At 67.2% G+C, this 23,655-nt stretch carries 23 protein-coding genes; 17 read left to right on the top strand and 6 right to left on the bottom strand.

Annotation, left to right across the window (positions count from 1 at the left end; all coding sequences use genetic code 11):
- Entirely contained in the window at nucleotides 1-474 is a 474-nt protein-coding gene (locus ACSDHM_RS05295) for a hypothetical protein (RefSeq protein WP_088497693.1), read from the top strand.
- A 121-nt stretch (nucleotides 475-595) separates the two neighbouring features.
- Here the strand turns inward: ACSDHM_RS05295 and rlmKL are convergent, their stop codons facing one another.
- Both rlmKL and ACSDHM_RS05285 read right to left on the bottom strand, forming a co-directional pair.
- The gene (gene rlmKL / locus ACSDHM_RS05290) at nucleotides 596-2,734 is read right to left on the bottom strand and encodes a bifunctional 23S rRNA (guanine(2069)-N(7))-methyltransferase RlmK/23S rRNA (guanine(2445)-N(2))-methyltransferase RlmL (RefSeq protein WP_188241127.1); all 2,139 of its coding nucleotides are present in this window, start codon (nucleotides 2,732-2,734) and stop codon (nucleotides 596-598) included.
- Between the two features lie 145 nt (nucleotides 2,735-2,879).
- Nucleotides 2,880-3,407 (bottom strand): alpha/beta hydrolase, encoded by a 528-nt coding sequence (locus tag ACSDHM_RS05285; RefSeq protein WP_024958728.1) that lies wholly within the window; start codon nucleotides 3,405-3,407, stop codon nucleotides 2,880-2,882.
- 72 nt (nucleotides 3,408-3,479) lie between these two features.
- Here ACSDHM_RS05285 and ACSDHM_RS05280 point away from each other — a divergent pair, with 72 nt between their 5' ends.
- Nucleotides 3,480-4,046, top strand: coding sequence for an N-acetylmuramoyl-L-alanine amidase (locus tag ACSDHM_RS05280; RefSeq protein WP_111007601.1), 567 nt, complete (start codon nucleotides 3,480-3,482; stop codon nucleotides 4,044-4,046).
- Nucleotides 4,047-4,349: 303 nt separating this feature from the next.
- On the opposite strand, the gene ACSDHM_RS05275 is transcribed toward ACSDHM_RS05280, so the two are convergent.
- The 3 genes from ACSDHM_RS05275 to ACSDHM_RS05265 all read right to left on the bottom strand — a co-directional run bounded on the left by ACSDHM_RS05275 (nucleotide 4,350) and on the right by ACSDHM_RS05265 (nucleotide 6,898).
- On the bottom strand, nucleotides 4,350-5,252 hold the full coding sequence (locus tag ACSDHM_RS05275; RefSeq protein ID WP_072166777.1) for a sulfurtransferase: 903 nt from the start codon (nucleotides 5,250-5,252) through the stop codon (nucleotides 4,350-4,352).
- Entirely contained in the window at nucleotides 5,249-6,052 is an 804-nt protein-coding gene (locus ACSDHM_RS05270) for a CoA pyrophosphatase (RefSeq protein ID WP_188241130.1), read from the bottom strand. The genes ACSDHM_RS05275 and ACSDHM_RS05270 overlap by 4 nt, the downstream gene beginning before the upstream one ends.
- A gap of 144 nt (nucleotides 6,053-6,196) precedes the next feature.
- A complete protein-coding gene (locus ACSDHM_RS05265) occupies nucleotides 6,197-6,898 on the bottom strand; it encodes an FKBP-type peptidyl-prolyl cis-trans isomerase N-terminal domain-containing protein (RefSeq protein ID WP_005408797.1) in 702 nt (233 codons plus the stop codon).
- Between the two features lie 167 nt (nucleotides 6,899-7,065).
- Here ACSDHM_RS05265 and ACSDHM_RS05260 point away from each other — a divergent pair, with 167 nt between their 5' ends.
- From ACSDHM_RS05260 to rnt, 15 genes are all read left to right on the top strand, one after another.
- Entirely contained in the window at nucleotides 7,066-7,848 is a 783-nt protein-coding gene (locus tag ACSDHM_RS05260) for an enoyl-CoA hydratase-related protein (protein ID WP_134972739.1), read from the top strand.
- 4 nt (nucleotides 7,849-7,852) lie between these two features.
- Complete coding sequence (locus tag ACSDHM_RS05255) at nucleotides 7,853-8,206, top strand: hypothetical protein (RefSeq protein WP_111202186.1); 354 nt, start codon at nucleotides 7,853-7,855, stop codon at nucleotides 8,204-8,206.
- Nucleotides 8,206-8,895: an endonuclease III gene (gene nth / locus ACSDHM_RS05250; protein WP_049411262.1), complete on the top strand. Its 690-nt coding sequence runs from the start codon at nucleotides 8,206-8,208 to the stop codon at nucleotides 8,893-8,895. Before ACSDHM_RS05255 ends, nth begins: the two co-directional genes overlap by 1 nt.
- A gap of 196 nt (nucleotides 8,896-9,091) precedes the next feature.
- A complete protein-coding gene (locus ACSDHM_RS05245; RefSeq protein WP_049411264.1) occupies nucleotides 9,092-10,303 on the top strand; it encodes an OprO/OprP family phosphate-selective porin in 1,212 nt (403 codons plus the stop codon).
- Between the two features lie 222 nt (nucleotides 10,304-10,525).
- Complete coding sequence (gene pstS, locus ACSDHM_RS05240; protein ID WP_072166779.1) at nucleotides 10,526-11,542, top strand: phosphate ABC transporter substrate-binding protein PstS; 1,017 nt, start codon at nucleotides 10,526-10,528, stop codon at nucleotides 11,540-11,542.
- 408 nt (nucleotides 11,543-11,950) lie between these two features.
- Entirely contained in the window at nucleotides 11,951-13,039 is a 1,089-nt protein-coding gene (gene pstS, locus ACSDHM_RS05235) for a phosphate ABC transporter substrate-binding protein PstS (protein ID WP_057495933.1), read from the top strand.
- Nucleotides 13,040-13,121: 82 nt separating this feature from the next.
- Nucleotides 13,122-14,090: a phosphate ABC transporter permease subunit PstC gene (gene pstC / locus ACSDHM_RS05230; protein WP_012479635.1), complete on the top strand. Its 969-nt coding sequence runs from the start codon at nucleotides 13,122-13,124 to the stop codon at nucleotides 14,088-14,090.
- Nucleotides 14,090-14,953 (top strand): phosphate ABC transporter permease PstA, encoded by an 864-nt coding sequence (pstA, locus tag ACSDHM_RS05225; RefSeq protein ID WP_005415894.1) that lies wholly within the window; start codon nucleotides 14,090-14,092, stop codon nucleotides 14,951-14,953. The genes pstC and pstA overlap by 1 nt, the downstream gene beginning before the upstream one ends.
- 19 nt (nucleotides 14,954-14,972) lie before the next feature.
- Nucleotides 14,973-15,803, top strand: a complete 831-nt coding sequence (pstB, locus tag ACSDHM_RS05220) for a phosphate ABC transporter ATP-binding protein PstB (protein WP_049411272.1) — start codon at nucleotides 14,973-14,975, stop codon at nucleotides 15,801-15,803.
- A gap of 76 nt (nucleotides 15,804-15,879) precedes the next feature.
- Nucleotides 15,880-16,587, top strand: a complete 708-nt coding sequence (phoU, locus tag ACSDHM_RS05215) for a phosphate signaling complex protein PhoU (RefSeq protein ID WP_005415893.1) — start codon at nucleotides 15,880-15,882, stop codon at nucleotides 16,585-16,587.
- Between the two features lie 237 nt (nucleotides 16,588-16,824).
- Nucleotides 16,825-17,178: a hypothetical protein gene (locus tag ACSDHM_RS05210; protein WP_334271801.1), complete on the top strand. Its 354-nt coding sequence runs from the start codon at nucleotides 16,825-16,827 to the stop codon at nucleotides 17,176-17,178.
- Nucleotides 17,165-18,040 (top strand): HvfB family MNIO-type RiPP peptide maturase, encoded by an 876-nt coding sequence (locus ACSDHM_RS05205; RefSeq protein WP_072166781.1) that lies wholly within the window; start codon nucleotides 17,165-17,167, stop codon nucleotides 18,038-18,040. Before ACSDHM_RS05210 ends, ACSDHM_RS05205 begins: the two co-directional genes overlap by 14 nt.
- Nucleotides 18,033-18,788, top strand: coding sequence for an HvfC family RiPP maturation protein (locus tag ACSDHM_RS05200; RefSeq protein WP_439426714.1), 756 nt, complete (start codon nucleotides 18,033-18,035; stop codon nucleotides 18,786-18,788). The genes ACSDHM_RS05205 and ACSDHM_RS05200 overlap by 8 nt, the downstream gene beginning before the upstream one ends.
- A 25-nt stretch (nucleotides 18,789-18,813) precedes the next feature.
- Nucleotides 18,814-19,335, top strand: a complete 522-nt coding sequence (locus ACSDHM_RS05195; RefSeq protein WP_072166783.1) for an HvfX family Cu-binding RiPP maturation protein — start codon at nucleotides 18,814-18,816, stop codon at nucleotides 19,333-19,335.
- A gap of 230 nt (nucleotides 19,336-19,565) precedes the next feature.
- Nucleotides 19,566-20,150 carry a ribonuclease T gene (rnt, locus tag ACSDHM_RS05190; RefSeq protein ID WP_188241231.1) on the top strand — a complete coding sequence of 195 codons (585 nt, stop codon included), beginning with the start codon at nucleotides 19,566-19,568 and terminating at the stop codon, nucleotides 20,148-20,150.
- Nucleotides 20,151-20,482: 332 nt separating this feature from the next.
- Here rnt and ACSDHM_RS05185 read toward each other — a convergent pair whose 3' ends face one another.
- Nucleotides 20,483-23,509 carry a ligand-binding sensor domain-containing diguanylate cyclase gene (locus ACSDHM_RS05185; protein WP_088497688.1) on the bottom strand — a complete coding sequence of 1,009 codons (3,027 nt, stop codon included), beginning with the start codon at nucleotides 23,507-23,509 and terminating at the stop codon, nucleotides 20,483-20,485.
- Between the last annotated feature and the right edge of the window lie 146 nt (nucleotides 23,510-23,655).

Raw genomic sequence — 23,655 nt, 5'->3', positions numbered from 1 at the left:
ATGGCGTGGATCTACAATGCCCGTATGGATAGCATGCTGCAGCGGATTTCTGGAATCGGCTTTTTTTCCCGGTTGGGTGAAACACTGCCCATAACGGCCGGCGTCGTCGCCGTTCGGTCGCTGGCCGAAGCACTGCGGACCATCGATACCGATGGTTTCGAATGGATGCCCACCACACTGGGCGATTCGGATCCGTTTCACGGCGCCCTGCCCCATCCAGCCGAACTCGCCGACGCCCGACGCGAACTCAACCGCACGTTGATGCGCGCGCTTTCGGCACTGGATCTGCCGGCACTGCGCTGTGGTGCACATGACCTGCAGCTGGTGGCGCGCGATGGGGCGATGTTCGCCTTCCGGCAACGCCTGCTGGAGATGCATCTCGGCCTGCCGGCACACTGGGAGCCTGTGCTTGCGCTGTACGAACAGGGCCATTGGCCCCTGGCCCATGCGCCGGGGCGATTGTTGGTGCTTTAGGCCGATCCACGCATGGCGTGGATCTACGGACCAGACGCGGTAATGCCGGCCGCTGGCCGGCATCCCGCGGACCTTCCACGGTTCTGACGCAGTTGCCGGCCAGCGGCCGGCACTACCGGGCTTACCCCAACCGCTTCAGTTCCCACGCGCGGTGGATGCGCGCGTTGCGCTCGAAATCCGGACCAATCGTGCGTGCGGTGATCTCGCGGCACTGGGCGAACTCGGCGATGGCGTTCTCTTCCAGCTTGAAGCGGCGGAAGTTGTTGGAGAAGTACAGCACGCCACCCGGTGCCAGCCGCGCCACCGCCGCACGCAGCAGCTTCAGTTGTTCGCGCTGCACGTCGAAGTCATCGGCGCGTGCGGAGTTGGAGAAAGTCGGCGGGTCACAGAAGATCACGTCGTACTGGCCACGGTCGCCTTCCAGCCACGCCATCGCGTCGGCCTGGACCAGCAGGTGCTGGTTGCCCCCCTGTCCGTTCAACGCCAGGTTGTCGTAGCACCATTGCAGGTAGGTAGCCGACAGGTCGACGCTGGTCGTGCTGGCGGCACCCGCCACGGCGGCCTGCACGCTGGCCACGCCGGTGTAGCAGAACAGGTTCAGGAAACGCTTGCCACGCACCTGCTCGGCCATCATCCGGCGCAGCGGGCGGTGGTCAAGGAACAGGCCGGTATCGAGGTAGTCGAACAGGTTCACCTGCAGCAGCGCGTTGTTCTCTCGCACCACGATGAACTCGTCGCGCTGCTCGAAGCGGCCGTACTTGCTGCCGCCCTTGCCGCGCTCGCGCGATTTCATCGACACCTGCTCCGGCGGCACGCCGAATACTTCGCGCGCGGCGGCCAGCAGCTCATTGCGGCGGCGGCGCACGTCGTTCTCGGGAATCGCCGCCGGTGCCGCATATTCCTGCACATGCAGGAAGGTACGCCGCCTGCCAGCCTCTTCCTCGTAGACGTCGATGGCCGCCGCGTACTCCGGCAGGTCGGCGTCGTAGGCGCGGAAGCAGGTGATGTCCTCGCGGGCACGCCAGCTCTTGAACTTCTTCAGGTTCTTGCGCAGGCGGTTGGCCACCATCTGCGCGCCTTCGCTCAGCTCGCGGGGCTGTGCCGGATCACGGCCCGGCACAGCGATCGGATCGCAGACGATCAGCGCGCATTCCAGCGCACCGTTGAACATCTGGTACTTCTTGCTGGCGCGCAGGCCGGTGGCAAAGGCCAGTTCGTCATTGCCACACAGCAGGCTGGCGCGCCACTGCGGCACCGCCTTCTGCAAGGCATTGCCCAGTGCACGATACAACGCTGGATCGGCGGCCAGGCGCTCGTCGTACGGCGGGTTGCAGACCACGGCACCGATCTCCTGTTCCGGCGCGGCCAGGTCGGCGACATCGGCGCGGGTGAAACGGATCGCGTGGGCGACGCCGGCGACCTCGGCATTCTCGCGGGCCGCCTGGATCGCAGCCGGGTCGATGTCGCTGCCGTGGATGACCGGCTTCAGCGCGGCCAGGCCGGCCGCTTCGCGCTCACGTGCTTCGCTCTGGATGGACTTCCAGGCCGCCTTGTCGAAGCCCAGCCAACGGCTCGGCGGCAGGCTGCCATGCCGCATCAGGCCTGGGGCAACGTCGGCGGCCATCAGCGCGCCTTCGATCAGCAGCGTGCCGCTGCCACACATCGGGTCCAGCAGCCCACCGCCGGCGGCATGCAGGCGCGGCCATTGCGCGCGCAGCAGCAGCGCGGCGGCCAGGTTTTCCTTCAGCGGCGCCTCGTGGGCGGCACCGCGCCAGCCGCGGCGATGCAGCGGGCCACCGCCGAGGTCGATCGACAGCGAGGCGCGGCCCTTGCGCAGCGAGAGGTTGACGCGCACGTCGGGCAGATCGGTATTGACCGAGGGCCGCTCCAGGCCTTCGTCGCGCATGCGGTCGACGATCGCATCCTTGATCCGCTGCGCGGCAAAGCGTGCATGGGTGATCTTGTCGCCGGACACGTGCGCATCCACCGCCAGGGTCATCTCCGGCGAGATGTGCTCGTGCCACGGCAGTGCACGCACGCCGTCATACAGGGCCTGCTCGTCCGGGCAGTCGAACTCGTCGATCGGCCACAGCACCCGGCTGGCCAGGCGCGACCACATCACGATCCGCAGCGCCTGCGCCAGTTCGCCGTCGGCGTTGACGCCGGCAATGGTGGCGGTGGCCTTGCCAAGGCCCAGGGCCGACAGTTCATCGGCAAGCAGGTATTCCAGGCCCTTGGCGCAGGAGACGAAGAATTTCACGGGATCGGTTCGCAGGTGGTCGGGCGCGGCACAGGGGCCGGGCCGGTCGGAAAGGAGGGCCGTAGGCACGGCCGGCAGGCCCGCGCCGGGGGCGGCGGGGCTGCCATTGTAGTCAATGCGGGCGGGCGCGCCGTGCGCCCTGGCTTCACAGTTGCCGCAGCAGGCGCTCGAAGGCCTGCGCGGAGGCCTCCACGTGGCGCTCCAGGCGGTGACCGTCGTCAACCAGCAGCAACTGCGCCGAACGCGCCTGCGCCCAGGCAATCACGCCGGCAGCCGGTACCACATCGTCATGCCAGGCCTGCACCACCGTGGTCGGCACCGCAGCGGCGTCCAGCGCCGGCATCGGGCCCATGGTGGTCGGTGGCACCATCAGGAACAGGCCGGCTACCGGCACCTGCAGCGAGGCGATGGCGGAGATGTAGGCGCCCAGGCTGGAGCCGGCCAGCACCACCGGCCCCTGACGGGCCGCGATGGCGGCGCGTTCAACCAGACGGCGCAGGCGGGTCGGCACGTCGCCCACCCGGCTGACCTCGCTCATCGCGTCCAGGTCGGTGTAGTCGGGGCGCTCGTGGGTCCAGCCCAGGCGTTGCGCCACCTCGGCCAGCGCGGTGACCTTGGTCGCCTCCGGGCCGCTCTCGAAGCCATGGGAGAGGATGCAGTGGCCGCGGCTCATGCGCGTGCTCCGTGGGCGCGGGCCGGCGAGGAAAGGGAAGGCAGGTTCATGCCGCAATGCTAGCATCGCCGGATGCCCAACCCGCTCCTGCCCGGCCTGCAGCTGCAGCCCCTGCCCTATCACGACCGACTGCCGCTGCGGGATCCCGCCTCGCTGGAAATGGTAGTGATCCACTGCACCGAGCTGCCCGATCTGGCGATGGCCCGCGAGTACGGCGAGCGCGTGCTGTACGACAGCGGCGCCGGCAACAGCGGGCACTTCTACATCGACCGCGATGGCAGCGTGGTGCAGTACGTGGCGCCGGAACGCGTGGCCCATCACGTGCGCGGCATGAACGCGCATACGCTGGGCATCGAGCTGGTCAACCGCGGGCGCTATCCGGACTGGTTCGACAGCCGCCACCAGGCGATGGACGAGGCCTACACCGAGCCACAGCTGGAAGCGCTGGAGCGGCTGCTGCTGGCGCTGGTGGCGCGCTATCCGTCGCTGCGGCGGATTGCCGGGCACGACCAGCTGGATCTGGAGCAGGTGCCGGCCAGCGATGATCCGACGCTGAGGGTGGCACGCAAGCGCGATCCGGGGCCCTTGTTCCCGTGGGCACGGGTGCTGGCGAAGGTGCCGCTGCAGGGGTTGGAGTAAGCAGCAGGGCTGCGCCCTGCACCTGCAGAGGCAACGTCAACGTCAAGAGCTGGCATTCCGGGGGATGGCGGGGTGGATCCGATTGCGGGGGACGCCGTAAAGCCATCCATGGCGGCTTGGCCGCGGCATCCATGCCGCGGACACCCCCGCAACCGGACCCACCCCGCCTTCGACAGTTCTCCGCGATCCTTCGAATCGACACGGGGGCGGCTCCCGTTGCTACGCAACGGGCTCTGACCCCGATTTTCGGTTGATGGGGTCAGAGCCGTTCTCCGTTGGAAAACGGATCCGACCCCGCGCGGCTCAGGCGCCGGTCGCCACCGGGCGGCTGCTGTCGCTCACCCAACCACTCCAGGAATCGGCATAGATGCGTGCGCCGCTCAGGCCGGCCGTTTCCATCGCCAGCAGCAGGTGGCAGGCGGTCACGCCGGAACCGCACATCAGCACCACCTGCTGCGGATCGCGGTTGCCGATCACGCCCTGCAGTTCGGCGCGCAACTCCTGTGCGTCGCGCAGGCGGCCGTCGAGCACGTTCAATGCGAACGGGCGGTTGACCGCGCCCGGCACATGCCCGGCCACCGGGTCCAGCGGCTCCACTTCACCACGGAAGCGTTCACCCGCGCGCGCGTCGACCAGCCAGCCCGGCGCATGCTTCAGCCGCGCGGTGATTTCATCGGCGTTGGCGATCTGGGTGGTGTCGAAACGGCCTGGGTAATCAGGCAGCGCGTTCACCCCAGCCTGTCCGCTTTCCAACGCGTGGCCGGCGGCCTGCCACGCGGCGATGCCGCCGTCGAGTACGGCCACCCGGGTGTGACCGATCAGGCGCAGCAGCCACCACAGGCGCGAGGCGGCCATGCTGCCGTCGCTGCCATCGTAGACCACGACCTGGGTGTCGGGGCCGATGCCCCACTGCCCCAGCTTCGCAGCAAAGGCATCGCTGTCCGGCAATGGGTGGCGACCATGGCCGACGCGGCTGAGATCGGACAGATCACGGTTGAGATCGGCATGCACCGCAGTCGGGATATGCCCTGCCAGGTACTGGCCGCCCGCAGCCTGCGGGTCGGCCAGCGAAGCACGCGCATCGACCACGCGCACGGCGGTACTGGCGGTGGCGCGCGCGTCGACCACCCGCACGCCGTCGCCCAGCGCAGCGGCAAGGGTGGCGACATCGACCAGGGTGGTCCACGGCGGATCGATCGGCTTCATTGCACTTGCTCCAGGCGGCGACGCAGGTTGTAGAGAATGGCGGCGGTCGCCCCCCAGATGCGCTGGCCCGGCCAGCCATACTCAAGGACGTGGCGAACCCGGCCGCGATGATTGATTTCGACCTGGCGCAGGCTGTCGGGCGCCATCAGGTAATCCAGCGGCACCTCGAATACCTCGGCCACTTCACTGGGCTGCGGGACCGGCACGAACTCCGGATCGACCACCGCCACCACCGGCGTGACCCGGTAGCCGGTGATCGTCACGAAGGGATCGAGATAGCCCAGCGCCTGCACCTGGCCGGGCGCCAATGCGATTTCTTCCTGGCTCTCGCGCAGCGCGGCCGCCAGCGCGTCGCGGTCATCGGGTTCGGTGCGGCCACCGGGGAATCCGACCTGGCCACCATGGGTGCGCAGTGTTTCGGTGCGACGGGTGAGGATCACCTGTGCGCCGTTGGCGCGCGGCACGATGCCGGCCAGCACCGCAGCCTCCACCGGAGGCCCGGGCGGTAGCAGGTCGACCAGCTCACTGCGGTTCCAGCCGTCGCCCGCAGGTGGTTGGGCCAAGGGGTGCAGCGCCCGCATCAGTCGCTCGTGGTCGGCCAGCGAGCCACGCAGCGATTGCTGCAGTTGTTCGCGCAGGGGCTGCACGCGATGCAGGATGCGGCTGCGTTCCTCGTTGCTCATCGACGACCACCGCGCGATCTCATCGATATGCCGCCCGCAGCCGGTGCATTGCCGGTGCGGATCCAGCATGCACACTCCGATGCAGGGACTTGCGACAACACGCGCCGTTTCTTCCATTGTTTGCACCCGCCAACAGTAGCGCGATCGGGCTGAATTTGCGCGGGACGATACGACGCCCATGGCGCAGCGCTACAGGTCGCGCACTGCGCAAACAAAAACGCGCCGGTGGGGTCACCGGCGCGTTTGGTTTGCTGCTTCGATTTACTTGACGCTGACCAGCTTGATCTCGAACTGCACAGCCACGTTCGGCGGGAACGGAGTGCGCGGATCGGCACCGTAGGCTTGGTCCGGCGGCAGGGTGACTTCCCACTTCGAGCCTGCCGGCATCTGCAGCAGGGTCTCGCGCATGGCCTTCATTTCGACTTCGCTGACCTTGATCGACGGGATCTGCTGGGCCGGGCGGGCTTCGGTCGGGCGCTGGCCGTACGGGAACGGACCGGCCACTTCCAGCTGCACGGTGCTGGCCTGGGTCGGCTTGGCGCCCTTGCCGGCCTCGATCACGCGGTACTGGACGCCGCTCGGCAGGGACTGCACGCCGGCCTTGGCCTTGTTCGCCGCGATGAACTGGTCGCTCTTGGTCTTGTTTTCGGCAGCCGCCTTTTCGTACTCGGCCTTGGCGGCCTGGGCACGGCCCTGCTCGCGCTTCTGGAACGCTTCAACGGCCGGCTTCAGCTGCTCGGCGGTGATCGCCGGCTGCTTCTTGGCGTAGGCATCCTGCAGGCCCTTCACCACCGAGTTGATGTCCAGCTGCTCACCACGACCGGTCAGCTCCGCCAGGTTGTTGCCGTAGTCGTAACCGAAGTAGTAGCTCAGCTTGCCCTTTTCGGACGAGACGTCCTGGGCGAAGGCATTGCCCGTCAGGGCCAGGGCCGCGACGGCGACCGCGATAGAACGCAACTTCATCAAACAGTTCTCCAGGGGTGGTAACTCAGGGACGTTCTGCGCCGCCCTGAGGCGACGGGTTAGGATAACGGGCGCAACGTGTAACCGCTACTCACGATGCAGGCTATGACCCGTCTGCGTTTGCAGAGTTCAATATCACTTCTTTTTAACGTTCCAGGAGTTTCCCCGTGGCCGATGCCCTGATCGCTGTCGCTGACGACGGCGCCATCCGCACCGTGACCGTCCAGCGCCCGGACAAGCTCAATGCCCTCAACGCCGCGACCCTGCAGGCCCTGGCCGATGCCTTCAGGGACGCCGCCGCCGATCCGGAGGTGCGCGTCGTGGTACTGACCGGGGCGGGCCCCAAGGCGTTCGTGGCCGGTGCCGACATCGCGGAAATGAACACTCTCAGCGCCGTTCAGGGACGTGATTTCTCGCTGCTGGGCCAGGCGCTGATGCGCCAGATCGAGCGCATGCCCAAGCCGGTCATCGCACGCGTGAATGGTTTCGCACTGGGCGGTGGCCTGGAACTGGCGATGGCCTGCCACCTGCGCATCGCCGCAGATACCGCCAAGGTCGGCCAACCGGAAATCAACCTCGGCCTGATCCCCGGCTTCGGCGGCAGCCAGCGCCTGCTGCGCCTGTGCGGCCGCGCCGCCACCCTGGAGCTGTGCCTGCTGGGGGCGCCGATCAACGCCGCGCGTGCGCTGGAACTGGGCATCGTCAACGAAGTCGTGCCGGCCGACGCGCTGGACAACCGCGTGCAGGACGTCGCCCACCAGCTGGCACGCTCAGCCCCGCTGGCCCTGCGTGGCCTGCTCGACGCGGTGCACGTGGGCGGCGAATGCAGCCTGGAGGCCGGGCTGGAATACGAAAGTGCGCAGTTCGGCCTGCTGTTCGCCACCGAGGACATGCGCGAAGGCACCAGCGCCTTCCTGCAACGCCGCGCGCCGGCCTTCCAGAACCGCTGACGCCATGGCATCCCGACCCAACCCCGCGCAGTTGTTCGCCCGGGTCCAGGCAGACGATCTCGATGGTGCCCTGCAGGCCGGGCTGATGGACTACGTCGTCCGTGCCGGCGACGACCGGTTGCTGCCTGACCACCCCGACCTTCCGCAACGCCTGTGCCAGGCCCAGCAGCAACTGCGCGCGGCCTGGGCTGCACGCGAACGCTACCGCGCCCGTGCGGTGCGCCTGGCCCGCCGCGAGGCCGAGCGCGATGCACGCCGCACCCCGGCACCAGCCCCGGACGTGAAGCCCGCCCTGCCCGCTGCGGCAGCCGCGATTCTGGCCCGGGCCAAGGCCCGCGCCCGCGGCAAGGAACAGTAATGGCCACCACGAAGAAGACCGCACGCGCCCCGGCGCGGCGTGGCGGCACGATGCCGCGCGCCGACGTGGTGGAGATGTTCACCCGCCTGCGCGAACTCAACCCGCACCCGAAGACCGAACTGGAGTACAGCTCGCCGTTCGAGCTGCTGGTAGCGGTGGCGTTGTCGGCGCAGGCCACCGACGTCGGCGTCAACAAGGCCACGCGTCGACTGTTCCCGGTCGCCAACACGCCGGCGAAGATCCTTGCGCTCGGCGAGGATGGCCTGAAGCCGTACATCGCCACCATCGGGCTGTTCAACGCCAAGGCAAAGAACGTGATCGCGACCTGCGCGATCCTGCTGGAGAAGCATGGCGGTGAAGTGCCCCGCGATCGCGAAGCGCTGGAAGCGCTGCCGGGTGTCGGGCGCAAGACCGCCAACGTGGTGCTCAACACCGCGTTCGGCGAGCCGGTAATGGCGGTGGACACGCACATCTTCCGCGTCGCCAACCGCACAGGACTGGCGCCGGGCAGGAACGTGCGCGAGGTAGAAGACAAGCTGGTGAAGGTGATTCCGGCCGAGTTCCTGCTCGACGCACATCACTGGCTGATCCTGCACGGGCGTTATGTGTGCAAGGCGCGCAAGCCGGATTGCCCGGGCTGCGTGATCGCCGACCTGTGCCGGTTCAAGGATAAGACCACGGCCGAGTGACGGCAGCATCCACGCAGGGCGTGGATCTACTGCAACCGGGTCGCAATCCGGGCGTCATACGCAAGCGGTTTCAATGGCAGGCCCTGCCGTGACGGGGCCTGCGGCGGATGTCTGCCGCGCGTGAACTGTCACATTTACGCAATCTTTACCTTCTAGCCTGCGCGCATCTTCCCACCTGCCTGCAAGGCTCCTCTCCATGAAACTGCATCACCAACTCCTGACGGTGGCCGTGGCTGCTGCGCTGTATGTGCCGGCTGCACACGCCGAAGTCGCCATCGACGTGATCGGCGGTTCGGAAATCACCTTCGAAGGCCTGGTCCAGGCCGACGGCAACTGGTTCCACAACGATGTGGTCGACCTCAACGGTGGCGACGCCGGCAACGGCAAGAACAGCGAATTCGAACTGCGTCGCGCCGAGCTGGTGCTGAAGGGAAAGGGCCCGGGCAACGTGGAGTGGGTGGTCGGCTATGACGCCAAGGCCGACAAGTTCCTCGACACCAACGTGAAGTACAAGCTGCTGGGCAACGCCAACCACTTCCTGCAGCTGGGCCAGTTCAAGCAGCCCAACAGCCTGGAAGAACTGTCCAGCACCAAGAACAACGATTTCATTTCCAAGGCAGCGGTCACCAATACCTATGCCATCGCCCGCCGCCTGGGCGGCGCGTACAGCTACGGCCAGGACAACTGGTCGGTGACCGCCAGCGCCTTCGGCCGCGAGCTGACCCGCAACCTGGCCCACGGCAGCGGCTACGGCGCGCGTGGCACCTGGGCCCCGATCAATGAAAAGGGCCAGGTCCTGCACTTCGGTCTGAGCTACGTCAACTACGACGCCGACGCCGACACCCTGCGCGTGCGTGCGCGTCCGAATGCCGACCTCGCCACTGCCCGCCTGGTTGACAGCGGAAACCTGACCGACACCGACCGCGTCAGCACCATCGGTGCCGAAGCGATGTACTTCCAGGGCCCGTTCAAGGCCCAGGCCGAGTACTACACCAGCAAGGCCAAGCGCTACGACCACGACAACTACACCAGCGACGGCTACTACATCAGCGGCGTGTGGAACGTCACCGGCGAGACCTGGAGCTACAAGGGCGGCACTCCGGGCACCGGCCTGCCGAACAACCCGGCCGGCGGCCAGTGGCAGCTGGGCGTGCGCTACGACCACATGGACCTCAATGACGGCAACCTCGCCGCCAATCCGGTCGCCGGTCGCCCGCCGATCGTCGATGGCGTGCTGGGTGGCAAGATGGACATCTGGACCGTGGGCGCCAACTGGTACCTGCGTTCCAACTTCAAGCTGATGCTCAACTACGTGATGGTCGACAGCAAGAAGTACAGCTCCACGGCGCGCGGTTTCGTCAACGACGATCCCAACATCCTGGAAGCCCGCGCGCAGTTCTTCTGGTAAGTCCAGCCACCTGCATTGAACCGCGAAGGCACGGCCCCGGCCGTGCCTTCGTCGTTGCAGCGGTACCCGTGCCGCCCTGCCGGCGCAGCGGACGTGACATCCCTCATGACGCGTGTCACGCCCGCGTCATATGACAGACGCGGACGTGTCACGCAACCGTTATGGAATGTGCACCGAAACGTCGGGCAACCGCCCTTCGACCACCACCCCAGGAGTCTCCCCGTGATCCACGCCTTCAAATCGCGCGCCGCTGTCGCCATCCTGGCTGCATCGTCCGTGTTCGCCGCCAACGCCGCCGACATCACCGGCGCGGGCGCATCGTTCATCTACCCGGTCATGTCCAAGTGGTCGGCCGACTACAGCGCCGCAACCGGCAACAAGGTCAACTACCAGTCCATCGGTTCCGGCGGCGGTATTGCCCAGATCAAGGCCAAGACCGTTGATTTCGGCTCTTCCGATGCGCCGCTGAAGCCGGAAGACCTGGCTGCTGCAGGCCTGGCGCAGTTCCCGTCGGTGATCGGCGGCGTGGTGCCGGTAGTCAACGTGGCCGGCATCGCGCCGGGCGCGCTGAAGCTGGACGGCGCCGTGCTGGCCAACATCTTCCTGGGCAAGATCAAGAGCTGGAACGACCCGGCCATCGCCGCACTGAACCCGGGCGTGACCCTGCCCAACGCCAAGGTCACCGTCGTGCATCGTTCGGACGGCTCGGGCACCACCTTCAACTTCGTCAACTACCTGTCCAAGGTCAGCCCGGAGTGGAAGAGCTCGGTCGGTGAAGGCACCTCGGTGCAGTGGCCGGCCGGCATCGGCGGCAAGGGCAACGAAGGTGTTGCCGCCTATGTGAAGCAGATCAAGGGCGGCATCGGCTATGTCGAACTGTCCTACGCGCTTCAGAACAAGCTCTCCTACACCGCGATGAAGAATGCCGCCGGCAAGTTCGTGCAGCCGAGCGACACCTCGTTCGCTGCCGCCGCTGCCAGCGCCGACTGGGCCAACGCCCGCGACTTCTACCTGGTGATGACCAATGCGCCGGGCGCCGAGTCCTGGCCGATCACCGCCACCAACTTCATCCTGGTGCAGAAGACGCCGAAGAATGCTGCCAATGGCAAGGCGACCCAGGAGTTCTTCCGCTGGGTCTACAAGAACGGCGACGCCCAGGCCCGCCAGCTGGACTACGTGCCGCTGCCGGACAGCCTGGTCCGCCAGATCGAGACCTACTGGTCGCAGAACCTGAAGTAAGCGCGTTCCCCTGCAGGAACGGGGGCGGCGGGTCCTCTCTCCCCCGCCGCTCCCACCCGGGCGCGAGATCCTCGAGATCTCGCGCTCTTCTTGTTTTCGGGGATGCACCTGCCTCTGTAGAGCCGAGCCGACGCTCGGCTGCGCTCTGGAGCGTGCGGACCAACGGTCCGCACCTACCGTGGGCAGGGAGCTGTCGCGCATTGACGCTGCAAGGACCAACCCGCCGTCATATCAGTGCGCAGATCCGGGGTTTCCGGGTCCCGGCCGGATCGGCGCCAACCCTGTGAAACCCTTGTCAGAACGTGATCCAGTACACCTCTGTCATGGTCGTAATACGGCTGTAACAAAAACATCATTTCATAGCCGCATCCGCCGACCACGTCGGCTCTTCCCCGCTATGGAGTGACCATGAAACTGCACTCGGCCGGCCTTGCCGCCCTTTCCCTGGCCATCGCCCTGGGCCTGTCGGCCTGCGGTGGCGACAAGCAGGCCGCGCAGCAGCCGGCTGCCGACGGTACCGCCGCTCCGGCCGCCGCCGGTGCCAAGGTGACCGCCGAAGTGTCCGGCGCGGGCGCGTCCTTCATCTTCCCGCTGGTCTCCAAGTGGTCGGCTGACTACAACGCCAGCACCGGCGCCAAGATCAACTACCAGTCGATCGGCTCCGGCGGCGGCATCGCCCAGATCAAGGCCGGGACCGTCGACTTCGGTTCGTCCGACAAGCCGCTGAGCAGCGAGGAGCTGGCCCAGGCCGGCCTGGCGCAGTTCCCGTCGGCCATCGGCGGCGTGGTGCCGGTGGTCAACATCGAAGGCCTGGAAGCCGGCAAGCTGCGCCTGAGCGGCGCCCTGCTGGCCGACATCTTCCTGGGCAAGGTCAAGACCTGGAACGACCCGGCGATCGTCGCCGCCAACCCGGGCGTGAAGCTGCCGGATGGCAAGATCACCCTGGTCCACCGTTCGGACGGTTCGGGCACCACCTTCAACTTCTCCAACTACCTGTCCAAGGTCAGCCCGGAGTGGAAGAGCAAGGTCGGCGAAGGCACCTCGGTGCAGTGGCCGGACGGCGTCGGTGGCAAGGGCAATGAAGGCGTTGCGTCCTACGTGAAGCAGATCAAGGGCTCGATCGGCTACGTCGAACTGGCCTATGCCCTGCAGAACGGCATGCCGTACACCGCCATGCAGAACGCCGCCGGCAACTGGGTCGAGCCGAGCGCGGAAACCTTCGCCGCTGCGGCCGCCAGCGCCGACTGGGCCAGCGCCAAGGACTTCAACCTGGTCATCACCAACGCCCCGGGCGAGCAGGCGTGGCCGATCACCGCCACCAACTTCATGCTGATGCAGAAGCAGCCGAAGGACGCCAAACGCAACCAGGACACCCTGGCCTTCTTCAAGTGGGCCTTCGAGAACGGCCAGGCCCAGGCCAACGAGCTGCACTACGTGCCGCTGCCGGCCGAACTGGTCAAGCAGATCGAGGCCTACTGGGCGACCGACCTGAAGTGATGGACTCGACGGTGCCCGCCCCGCGCGGGCACCGCTTGTTCCACGCCGTGCCGCCCCGCCCCTTCCTGGCCCAGCCGTCCCCATGAATGCCATCGCCCAGCCTGTAGCCGCCCCGTCCACGCGTGATGCGCGTGATGCCCGCAACGACAAACTGTTCCGATGGGTGCTGGTCGGCACCGTCATCTTCGTCCTGATCGCCCTGGCCTGCGCCGCGCTGTCGATGCTGTGGGGCGGTCGCCATGCCCTGCAGATGCAGGGGCTGAGCTTCTTCTTCTCCGCCGACTGGAATCCGGTCGAAAACAAGTTCGGCGCCCTGGCTCCGATCTACGGCACCCTGGTCACCGCCGTCATCGCGATGGTCATCGCCGTGCCGGTCAGCTTCGGCATCGCCTTCTTCCTCACCGAAGTCGCGCCGCGCTGGCTGCGTGGCCCGGTCGGTACCGCCATCGAACTGCTGGCCGGCATCCCCTCGATCATCTACGGCATGTGGGGCCTGTTCGTGCTGGTGCCAGTGATGACCGAGTACGTCACCCCGTTCCTCAACGAGACCCTGGGCGAATGGCCGGTCATCGGCCCGATGTTCCAGGGCCCGCCGCTGGGCATCGGCATGCTCACCGCCGGTTTCGTGCTGGCCATCATGGTCATTCCGTTCATTTCCTCGGTGATGCGCGAGGTGTTCCTGACCGTGCCCACCCGTCTGAAGGAATCGGCCTACGCGTTGGGCTCCACCAAGTGGGAAGTGAGCTGGGACATCGTCCTGCCCTACACCCGTTCGGCGGTCATCGGCGGCATCTTCCTCGGCCTGGGCCGCGCGCTGGGCGAAACGATGGCGGTGGCCTTCGTGATCGGCAACAGCGTGCGCCTGTCGCCGTCGCTGCTGGAACCGGGCACCACCATCGCCGCGCTGATCGCCAATGATTTCGGCGAAGCCACTGAAACCTACCGTTCGGCCCTGCTGCTGCTCGGCTTCGTCCTCTTCATCGTCACTTTCGTGGTGCTGGCCATCGCCCGCCTGATGCTGATGCGCCTGTCCCGCAAGGAGGGCAACTGATGTCCACCACCGCTGATTCGCTGTACCTGCGCCGCCGCATCGGCAACGTCGTTGCGATCACTGCGTCCTGCGCCACCGCCCTGTTCGGCCTGTTCTTTCTGGGCTGGATCCTGTTCACCCTGGCTGCCAAGGGCCTGGCCGGCATCAACTGGGATCTGTTCACCAAGATGACCCCGCCGCCGATGCAGGACGGCGGCCTCGCCAACGCCTTCTTCGGCAGTGCCGTGATGTGTGCACTGGCCATCGGCATCGGCACCCCGCTGGGCGTGCTGGCCGGTACCTGGCTGGCCGAGTATGGCAACGCCCGCAAGGCCGGCACCGTGGTCCGCTTCGTCAACGACATCCTGCTGTCGGCGCCGTCCATCGTGCTGGGCCTGTTCGTCTACACGCTGTACGTGATGCAGACCGGGGGCAACTTCTCGGCATTCGCCGGCGCCCTGTCGCTGGCCTTCATCGTGCTGCCGGTGGTGGTACGCACCACCGACGAAATGCTGCGCCTGGTGCCCTCGCAGATGCGCGAAGCGGCCCTGTCGCTGGGCATCCCGCAGTGGAAGGTGATCGTGCAGGTGCTGTACCGCAGTGCCTCGGCCGGCATCATCACCGGCATCCTGCTGGCGCTGGCCCGCATTTCCGGCGAGACCGCTCCGCTGCTGTTCACCGCCTTCGGCAACCAGTACTGGAACAACAACATCTTCCAGCCGATGGCTTCGGTGCCGGTGGTGATGAACCAGTTCGCCGGCAGCCCGTATGAATCCTGGCAGGTACTGGCCTGGGCCGGTGCCCTGGTGCTGACTGTCTTCGTGCTGCTGGTCAGCCTTGCCGCCCGCGGCATCCTGCTGCGCAACCGTATCTCCCATGACTGACCTTTCCGTGGATAACGCCATGAACGACCTTTCCAACGCCGTGCCGATGCAGCGCATCGCCGTGCCGTCCTCGCACGAGAGCCTGCACACCCCGGCTCCGGTCAAGCTTGCCGCGCGCGGACTGGACTTCTACTACGACAAGTTCCACGCCCTGAAGGGCATCAACCTGGAAATCCCGGAGAAGCGCGTGACCGCGCTGATCGGTCCTTCCGGTTGCGGCAAATCGACCCTGCTGCGCATCTTCAACCGCATCTACGCGCTGTACCCGAAGCTGGAAGCGCGCGGCGAGGTGCTGCTGGACGGCGAGAACATCCTGTCGCCGAAGTATCCGATGAACCGCCTGCGCAGCAAGGTCGGCATGGTGTTCCAGAAGCCGGTGCCGTTCCCGATGACCATCTTCGAGAACGTGGCCTACGGCATTCGCCACCATGAGAAGCTGAGCAAGGCCGACATGGCCGACCGAGTCGAGCAGGCGCTGCGCCAGGGCGCACTGTGGGACGAAGTGAAGGACAAGCTGGGGCAGAGCGCACTGGGCCTGTCCGGTGGCCAGCAGCAGCGCCTGTGCATCGCCCGTGCCGTGGCCCTGCGCCCGTCGGTGCTGCTGCTGGACGAGCCGACCTCGGCGCTGGACCCGATCTCGACCAGCCGCATCGAGCAGCTGGTGGAAGAACTCAAGCACGAGTACACGATCGTGATCGTCACCCACAACATGCAGCAGGCTGCGCGCGTGTCCGACTACACCGCCTTCATGTACCTGGGCGACCTGATCGAGCACGACCGCACCGAAGTGATCTTCTCGCAGCCGTCGCAGCGGCAGACCGAGGACTACATCACCGGTCGCTTCGGCTGAAACCTCAGTCGAGCGTGGCTCGACTCTCCAGACAACGTCTGTCGAGCATGGCTCGACTCTACAGAGCGGAACAACCATGAACCTTCCCAACGACCACATCGTCAAGAGCTACGACGAGGAGCAGCAGCGCCTGGTGGCCGAAATCGTGCGCATGGGCGAGATGGCCGTCGCCCAGCTCGAAGCGGCGATGGACGTGATCGAGAAACGCGATGAGAACGCCGCCCATCGCATCATCGCCAACGACGAAGCGATCGACGCGCTTGAGCAGCAGATCAGCCACGACGTGATGCGCCTGGCGCTGCGTGGGCCGATGGCGCGCGACCTGCGCGAGATCCTCGCTGGCCTGCGCATCCCGGCCGACATCGAGCGCATCGGCGACTATGCAGCGAACGTGGCCAAGCGCTCGATCGCGCTGGGCAAGGTGCCGCCGCTGCCGCAGATCCAGGGCCTGCGCGCGCTGGGCCGCCTGGCCGCGCAGCAGGTGCGCCGTGCCATCGCCGCCTACCGCGACAACGATGCCGAGGCCGCACTGGCACTGCGCGAGGACGACGCCCGCCTGGACGCCCAGTACACGGCGCTGTTCCGCGAGCTGCTCACGTACATGATGGAAGACCCGCGCAACATCACCCCGTGCACCCACCTGCTGTTCATGGCCAAGAACCTGGAGCGCGTGGGCGACCACGCGACCAACATCGCCGAGAACGTGTGGTTCCTGGTGCACGGCGAGCAGCCGCTGCCACCGCGTGAGAAGCGTGACGAGACCTCCAGCACCGGCCAGCCCTGACGCTGCACTGCAACACCGGAGTCGACTCCAAGGTGGCCGCTGTCCTGTGACAGCGGCCTTCCTTTTTTGCGGTGTTCCGCCCGCGTTGTGGGCGCCGTGCTTGCCCGGCGCAGACCTTCCGGATGCTTCTGTAACAAATCTCACGAAAATTTGAGTTCTTGGCGAGGATTCGTTGAGTAGGATCGCTGCACCATCGTTTCACCCCGGGCACCTGCCCACCACCCAGGAGTAAGACCGATGAGCAGTTCCAACAAGACCCTGTCCCTGCTGACCGCTACCGCCCTGGCCGCCGGCCTGGGCATGACCGCCAGCGCCTCGGCGCTGAGCATGAGCGACCTCGCCCAGGGCTACCTTGTGGCCGGCCAGGCAGCCAAGGCCAGCACCGATGCCAAGGCCGCCGACACCAAGATGGCCGCTGACGCAACCAAGCACGCCGAAGGCAAGTGTGGTGCCGATGGCAAGAGCGGCGAAGGCAAGTGCGGTGCCGACCAGGGCAAGGCTGCCGGCGCAGCGGGCGCCAAGGCCAAGGCCGGCGACACGAAGTCGGCTGAAGGCAAGTGCGGCGAAGGCAAGTGCGGTGGCAAGCACTGACGTCCGCGCCAGCCTCGTCCACCCGCGGTCGCCGCTTCGTGCGGCGGCCGCCGGGTTGGGCCTGCGCCGGGCGCTGCTGCAGGACCTGCGTGACGCCCCGGAAGGCGACTTCGACTTCCTCGAATGCGCACCGGAGAACTGGATCCATGTCGGCGGCCCGGCCGGTGATGCCCTGGCCGAACTGGCGCAGCGCCATCCGCTGAGCTGCCACGGCCTGTCGCTGTCGCTGGGCGGCAGTGCACCGCTGGATACCCAGCTGCTGGAACAGGTCGGCCGGTTCCTGGAGAAGCACCGCGTGCCGCTGTACAGCGAGCACCTGAGCTACTGCAGCGACGACGGCCACCTGTACGACCTGCTGCCGATTCCCTTTACCGACGAAGCCGTGCGCCATACCGCCGCGCGCATCCGCACGGTGCAGGACCTGCTGGGCCGCCGTATCGCGGTGGAGAACGTGTCCTACTACCTGGCACCGGAACCGGCGATGGACGAGCTGGCGTTCACCAATGCGGTGCTCGCCGAAGCCGACTGCGACCTGCTGCTGGACGTCAACAACGTCTACGTCAACGCCTGCAACCACGGCTACGATGCCGATGCCTTCATCGCCGGCCTGCCTGCGCAGCGCATCGTCTGCCTGCATGTGGCCGGTCATCTGGATGAAGCCCCGGACCTGAAAATCGATACCCACGGCAGCGCGGTGATCGATCCGGTCTGGGCGCTGCTGGCACGTACCTATGCACGCATCGGCCCGCGCCCCACCCTGCTCGAACGCGATTTCAATTTCCCGCCTTATGCAGAACTGCAGGGCGAACTGCAGACCATCCGCCGCCTGCAGGCCACGCACGCCGGGATGGCACATGATTGATTCCGCCGACACCCTGCGCGCGCAGCAGCACGCGTTCACCGCACACCTGCGCGACCCGCAGGCGGTACCTGCGCCGGCCGGCCTGGATCCACGCCGGGTCGCGGTATACCGGCACCTGCTGTTCAACAACCTGCTCGGCCTGTTGAGCAACGGTTTCCCGGTCTGCGTGCGCCTGCTTGGCGAACCGGCCTGGAGCGCCCTGGTGCGCCACTACTTCGCCACGCATCGCTGCCAGACACCGCTGTTCACCGAATTGGCCGCTGAATTTGTGCAGTGGCTGCAGGCGCAGCCACAGCTGCCGCACCCGGCATTGGCCGAACTGGCGCACTACGAGTGGGTGGAAACCGCGCTGTACCAGCTGCAGGCCGAACCGCTTCCTGCGCCTGGCGATACTGATCCACTTCGGGTGCCGCTGCGGCGTTCGCCGCTGGCATGGCCGCTGCTGTACCAATGGCCGGTGCACCGTCTCGGTGCAGAGGATGCGCCGACCCAGCCCCTTCCAGAACCCACCGGCCTGCTGGTCCGCCGCGAAGCCGACGGTGAAGTGCGATTCGCCGCGCTCAGCCCGCTGGCGGTACACCTGCTGGCCAGCATCGGCGAACGGCCCGGCCTGGAAGGACACACGTACCTGCAGCAGCTGGCCACCTCGCACGGCCTGGCCGAAGACGCACTGGCCGAGCCCGGTGCTGCACTGCTGCTGCAGTTCCTGCAGGCCGGCGTGATCGGCCCGCTCGCACCCCCGCCCTGACGCCTCTTCCACTGGAGATCCAACGATGAACCTGCCGCTCCTGGCCGCCGCGCGCGGCCGGCTGGACCGTCTCGCCCCTTGGGTGGCGCCGCTGGGCCTGCGCCTGCTGCTGGCCTGGGAATACTTCGAATCCGGCCGTGAGAAGCTGCACGGCCAGAACTGGTTCGCCGACCTGCAGGACGCCTTCCCGTTCCCGTTCAACCAACTGCCTGCTGCCCTGAACTGGCAGCTGGCCACCTGGTTCGAACTGGTTGGCGCGGCCTGCCTGCTGTTTGGTTTCGGTACCCGCTTCGCCGCCGCCAGCCTGCTGGTGCTGACCGTGGTGGCGACCTATGCGGTGCATTGGCCGATGCAATGGAATTCGCTGGGTGACCTCGCGATGGGGTATGCCATCAGCGACCAGGGCTACGGCAACTTCAAGCTGCCGGTGCTGTTCATGGCCATGCTGCTGCCGCTGATCTTCACTGGCGCCGGCAAGCTGAGCGTGGACGCCTGGTTGGCCCGGTGGCAGCTATCGGTCACGACGGCACGGCCTGCGGTGCGCTAGATGCCGGCCATGATCGGTGCGCCGTGTGCCAACCAAGGTTGGCACCGGAATCCTGAGCGTGCGGTGCCCGGTAGGTGTCGACCTTGGTCGACACACGCCCACGCAGGGAACCCATGCGCAGAAGGCTGGCCGGGCGCTCAGGGTCGCTCTGCTAGAATTCACGCATGACTGACTCCCCCTCCGCACCTGCCGCCGCTCCCGATTCCGCAGTACCCCAGGCGCAGCGCGCGATGTCACAACGCTTCCGCGGCTTCCTGCCGGTGGTGGTGGATGTGGAAACCGGTGGCTTCGACAGCCAGCGCAATGCGCTGCTGGAAATCGCTGCGGTGCCGATCGAGATGGACGAGAACGGCCTGCTCTACCCCGGCCACACCGCCAGTGCCCACGTGGTCCCGGCCGAGGGCCTGGAAATCGATCCGAAGTCGCTGGAAGTGACCGGCATCATCCTCGACCACCCGTTCCGGCTGGCCAAGGAAGAAAAAGCGGCGTTGGACCACATCTTCACTCCGGTGCGTGCGGCGATGAAGAAGTACGGCTGCCAGCGCGCGATCCTGGTGGGCCACAACGCGCATTTCGACCTCGGCTTCGTCAACGCGGCCGTGGCCCGCACCGGCCACAAGCGCAACCCGTTCCATCCGTTCAGCGTGTTCGACACGGTCACCCTGGCCGGTATCGCCTACGGCCAGACCGTGCTGGCGCGTGCGGCCACCGCCGCCGGGCTGGGTTGGGATGCCAACGAGGCACACAGCGCGGTGTATGACACCGAGCAGACCGCGCGGCTGTTCTGCACCATCGCCAACGCCTGGCCGCGGTGAAGCGGCCAACGGCGGAGCCCCTCGTGGCGTGAAGCGAATCATCAGTTGGGCCGGGCGGGTGGACTGCGCAGGGGACGCTGCAAGTACGTCCATGTAAGCTCGGTCGCCGCATCCATGCGGCTCACGCCCCTGCGCAGCCCACCCGTCCGGCCACGGACACGTTGCTGGGTGCCACGGAAAGATCAGAAAAGCAGGAGCAACAGCGGATCGCTGCGCTCGTTGGGGCTGCCGACGACCTCTGTGGTGGGTACTCCTTTGGTGGGTGCCGACCATTGGTCGGCACCGCCGCTTGGTGCGGCACTCCAGTAGATCCACGCCATGCGTGGATGTGATCAACCGATGCTCGTGCGATCGCGGCCGTCGCTCTTGGCACGGTACAGCGCGCGGTCGGCGCGCTGGTACAGCAGTGCCGGGGTGCGGTCGTCGGCATCCAGCTCTACCAGGCCCGCGCTGAAGGTGACACGCAGGCCCGCCACGCCGCCCCAATCGGGATGATCATGGAACAGGCCACGCAGGCGCGCGCACAGCTGTGCGGCTTCCTCCAGGCGGGTGTCGTTGAGCAGCAGCGCGAACTCTTCGCCGCCGGTGCGCGCCGGCAGGTCGGAGTCGCGGCAGGCCGCTGCGATCAATGACGCCACCTGCACCAGCACGGCATCGCCGATGCTGTGGCTGTGGCGGTCGTTGACCTCCTTGAAGTGATCGATGTCGAGCACCACCAGGCACAACGGATGACCACTGCGCTGTGACCGGGCGAAGTCACGCGCCAGCGTTTCGTCGAAGGCGCGGCGATTGGCCAGGCCGGTCAGGGCATCCTCGCGGGCCTGCCGCTCGAAGGCTTCGGCCTGGCGCGCCAGGCGCTCGGCCAGTTCGGTCTTTTCCTGGTTCAGCGCCTGCAGGTGCACCGTCTTGGCCTGCAGGTCGAAGGTCGCTTCGTCCACCCGCCGTGCCAGGCGCAGATTGCTGGCCTTCAGCTGCTGCAGCAGCAGCCGGTACAGGGCCACAAGGCCAGCCAGCAGCAGCATCCCCGCCAGCACCTGCACGCTGCGGCGCTGCCACCAGAACGGCTCCACGGTGAAGCTCCACACCGCCTCCTGTTGGCCCCAGCTGCCGCCGGGATGGGCGGCCGCCACATGCAGGGTGTAGTCGCCCGGCGGCAGTCCGACGAACTCGACGCTGCGCTGCGGGCCGCGCTCGACCCAGCCGGCATCCAGCCCGTCCAGCCGCGTGCGGTAGCGGATCCGGTCGGACATCAGGTAGCTCAGGCCGACATAGCTCACCGCCAACCGGCGCCCCCCGGGAACATGGTTGCGATCCGGCCCTTCCCAATGCACCGGCGCGCCATCCACCTGCACGCTCTCGATCGCGGCTGGCGGCGATGGCCGCTCGCGGAAACGCTGCAGGCGCTGCGGGTCGACCGTGCTCAGGCCGCCTGCGGTGACCACCCAGAACGTGCCGTCCTGGCGCAGGATCGCCGATGGGCTGGAGCTGCCGTTGGCCTGTGCATTGGCCATGCCGTCGATCTCGTTGTAACGCTCCACCGCCACCCGCGGCGTGCGGCCATCGGCCACGGCGTTGAGGGTGGCCATATCGGTGCGCAACACGCCGCGATTGCTGCTGATCCACACATTGCCAAGGCGATCCGGCACCAGCTGGAACACCGCATCCACCGGCATGCCCTGCTCCAGGCCGACCCGTGCCAGCCTGCCATTGCGCCAGCGGTAAAGGCCGCGATCACTGCTGATCCACATCGCGTCGCCCAGCTGGTGGAAGCCGAACACGCTGCGGCCACCGCCCAGCGGCGCCAGATCGATCGACTGCACGTGGTCGCCGCGCAGCACGCGGATGCCTTCGATGGTGCCGATCCACAGGTTGCCCTGATGGTCATGCTCAAGCGCGGTGATCAGGCCGCCGGGCATGCCCGGCACGTTCGAGACCTGCACATGGTCGCCGTCGATGCGCACCACGCCCTTCTGCGTGCCGGCCCAGACCACGCCCTGGGAATCAACGCTGATCGCACGGATGTTGCCACCCGGCATGCCGTCGGCTGCCGCGTAGTTGTGGCGCAGGTGGCCGTCGCGGCCGAGCCGGTAGACCCCATCGCCGAAGGTGCCCACCCACAGATCACCATCCGGCCCCTGCGCCAGGCTCAGGACGGACGGTGCCTTGCCACCGCGGTTGTGCAGCGGCACGGCACGGAACCGGCCATCCGGCGTCTGCAGGTCCAAGCCACTGGCGCTGCCGACCCACAGCTGGCGATCTCGATCCTCGAATACCGTGCGCACGTAGTCGCCACTGAGCCCATCGCGCTCGGTGTAGCTGCTGAACAGCGTTTCGCGCAGGCGATAGAGCCCGCCGTTGGCGCCCACCCAGATGCTGCCTTCGGCATCCTCGCGCAGGCTGACCACGCGTCCGCCCGGCAGGTTCAGGCCGGCCGGCAGTCGCTCCAGGCCATGTGCGGAGATGCGCAGCAGGCCCTGGTTCTCGGTTCCCAGCCACAGGTCACCGTGCCGGTCCTGCAGCATCGAGGTCATGTGCAGCTGGCCCGGCAGGCGGTGCACCAGCACCAGCTGGTCGTCCTCCACCCGGTACAGGCGCTCACCGGCGACGATCCACAACGCGCCATCCGGCGCACGGTAGGGCCACGACAGGCCACTGCCGGCACCCAGCCCCCATGCGGCGGGGGCGCGCTTGAGCACGCCATCGTTGTCGCGCAGCACCAGCCCGTCCAGCGTACCGACCCAGACCCGGTCCTGCGCGTCGACCACCAGCCTGGTGAAGCTCATCGCCATCGGCAGGTCCGCCGCCGGCGCCTGGTAGACAATGCCGCTGTCCGGCGTCAGGTAGCCGATGCCCTTGCCTTCGTACAGCAGCCACAGCCGCCCCTGGCTGTCCATCTGCATGGACTGGATCAACACCTGCGGCGTATCGGCCTGGTGCTCCCAGACCCGCCATTGGCCATCACTGCCACGGTGGCTGACGTTGCCGCGTGAATCGCTGATCCACAGTCCGCCCTGGCGGTCGACGAACAGAGCACCGATGCCGTTGTCGCGCAGGCCCGGGCGCGTGCTGCGGTCGAACACGGTGAAATCCAGGCCGTTGTAGCGCACCAGCCCTTCCCAGGTGGCGAACCACAGATGGCCTTCCGGTGTCTGCGCAATGTCGCGCAGCGAGTTGTGCGGCAGGCCATTGCGCGAGGTCCATACATCAATGGCGTAGTCGCGCAGCGGGGGCGCGCCTTCCTGCGCAGCCAACGGCAGCGCGAGGGCCAGCAGCAGCCACAACAGGCCCTGCCGCAGTGCCCGCCTGAATCCTGATGCGCGGCGCTCCACCCAGCGCCTCTTGTCCCCCTGCCCGCCCATCACCGCAGCGGCGGCGGCCAGGTGCGGCTGCAGGACGCGGCAGCGTGCGGGAACGGCCGGGCAGCGTGCAATGGCATGCCGGCAGGAACGGGCTGGCTCATCGGGGGGAGACTGGGGAGATGCGCAGATGATAGGCCAAACCGCGG

It is taken from the genome of Stenotrophomonas sp. T8 (assembly GCF_051853085.1).
GTDB lineage: Bacteria > Pseudomonadota > Gammaproteobacteria > Xanthomonadales > Xanthomonadaceae > Stenotrophomonas > Stenotrophomonas sepilia.
Note: the sequence above shows the minus strand (reverse complement) of the source record. Positions and strands in the feature narration are given on the sequence as shown.

Coding starts and splice junctions, on each gene's coding strand:
- pstA (WP_005415894.1), top strand. CDS start 14,090: ATGTCCACCACCGCTGATTCGCTGTACCTGCGCCGCCGCATCGGCAAC.
- ACSDHM_RS05265 (WP_005408797.1), bottom strand. CDS start 6,898: ATGAAGTTGCGTTCTATCGCGGTCGCCGTCGCGGCCCTGGCCCTGACG.
- pstS (WP_057495933.1), top strand. CDS start 11,951: ATGAAACTGCACTCGGCCGGCCTTGCCGCCCTTTCCCTGGCCATCGCC.
- ACSDHM_RS05255 (WP_111202186.1), top strand. CDS start 7,853: ATGGCATCCCGACCCAACCCCGCGCAGTTGTTCGCCCGGGTCCAGGCA.
- ACSDHM_RS05275 (WP_072166777.1), bottom strand. CDS start 5,252: ATGAAGCCGATCGATCCGCCGTGGACCACCCTGGTCGATGTCGCCACC.
- ACSDHM_RS05245 (WP_049411264.1), top strand. CDS start 9,092: ATGAAACTGCATCACCAACTCCTGACGGTGGCCGTGGCTGCTGCGCTG.
- pstC (WP_012479635.1), top strand. CDS start 13,122: ATGAATGCCATCGCCCAGCCTGTAGCCGCCCCGTCCACGCGTGATGCG.
- ACSDHM_RS05185 (WP_088497688.1), bottom strand. CDS start 23,509: ATGGGCGGGCAGGGGGACAAGAGGCGCTGGGTGGAGCGCCGCGCATCA.
- ACSDHM_RS05280 (WP_111007601.1), top strand. CDS start 3,480: ATGCCCAACCCGCTCCTGCCCGGCCTGCAGCTGCAGCCCCTGCCCTAT.
- ACSDHM_RS05285 (WP_024958728.1), bottom strand. CDS start 3,407: ATGAGCCGCGGCCACTGCATCCTCTCCCATGGCTTCGAGAGCGGCCCG.
- ACSDHM_RS05200 (WP_439426714.1), top strand. CDS start 18,033: ATGATTGATTCCGCCGACACCCTGCGCGCGCAGCAGCACGCGTTCACC.
- pstB (WP_049411272.1), top strand. CDS start 14,973: ATGAACGACCTTTCCAACGCCGTGCCGATGCAGCGCATCGCCGTGCCG.
- ACSDHM_RS05195 (WP_072166783.1), top strand. CDS start 18,814: ATGAACCTGCCGCTCCTGGCCGCCGCGCGCGGCCGGCTGGACCGTCTC.
- phoU (WP_005415893.1), top strand. CDS start 15,880: ATGAACCTTCCCAACGACCACATCGTCAAGAGCTACGACGAGGAGCAG.
- ACSDHM_RS05295 (WP_088497693.1), top strand. CDS start 1: ATGGCGTGGATCTACAATGCCCGTATGGATAGCATGCTGCAGCGGATT.
- rnt (WP_188241231.1), top strand. CDS start 19,566: ATGTCACAACGCTTCCGCGGCTTCCTGCCGGTGGTGGTGGATGTGGAA.
- ACSDHM_RS05270 (WP_188241130.1), bottom strand. CDS start 6,052: ATGGAAGAAACGGCGCGTGTTGTCGCAAGTCCCTGCATCGGAGTGTGC.
- nth (WP_049411262.1), top strand. CDS start 8,206: ATGGCCACCACGAAGAAGACCGCACGCGCCCCGGCGCGGCGTGGCGGC.
- ACSDHM_RS05210 (WP_334271801.1), top strand. CDS start 16,825: ATGAGCAGTTCCAACAAGACCCTGTCCCTGCTGACCGCTACCGCCCTG.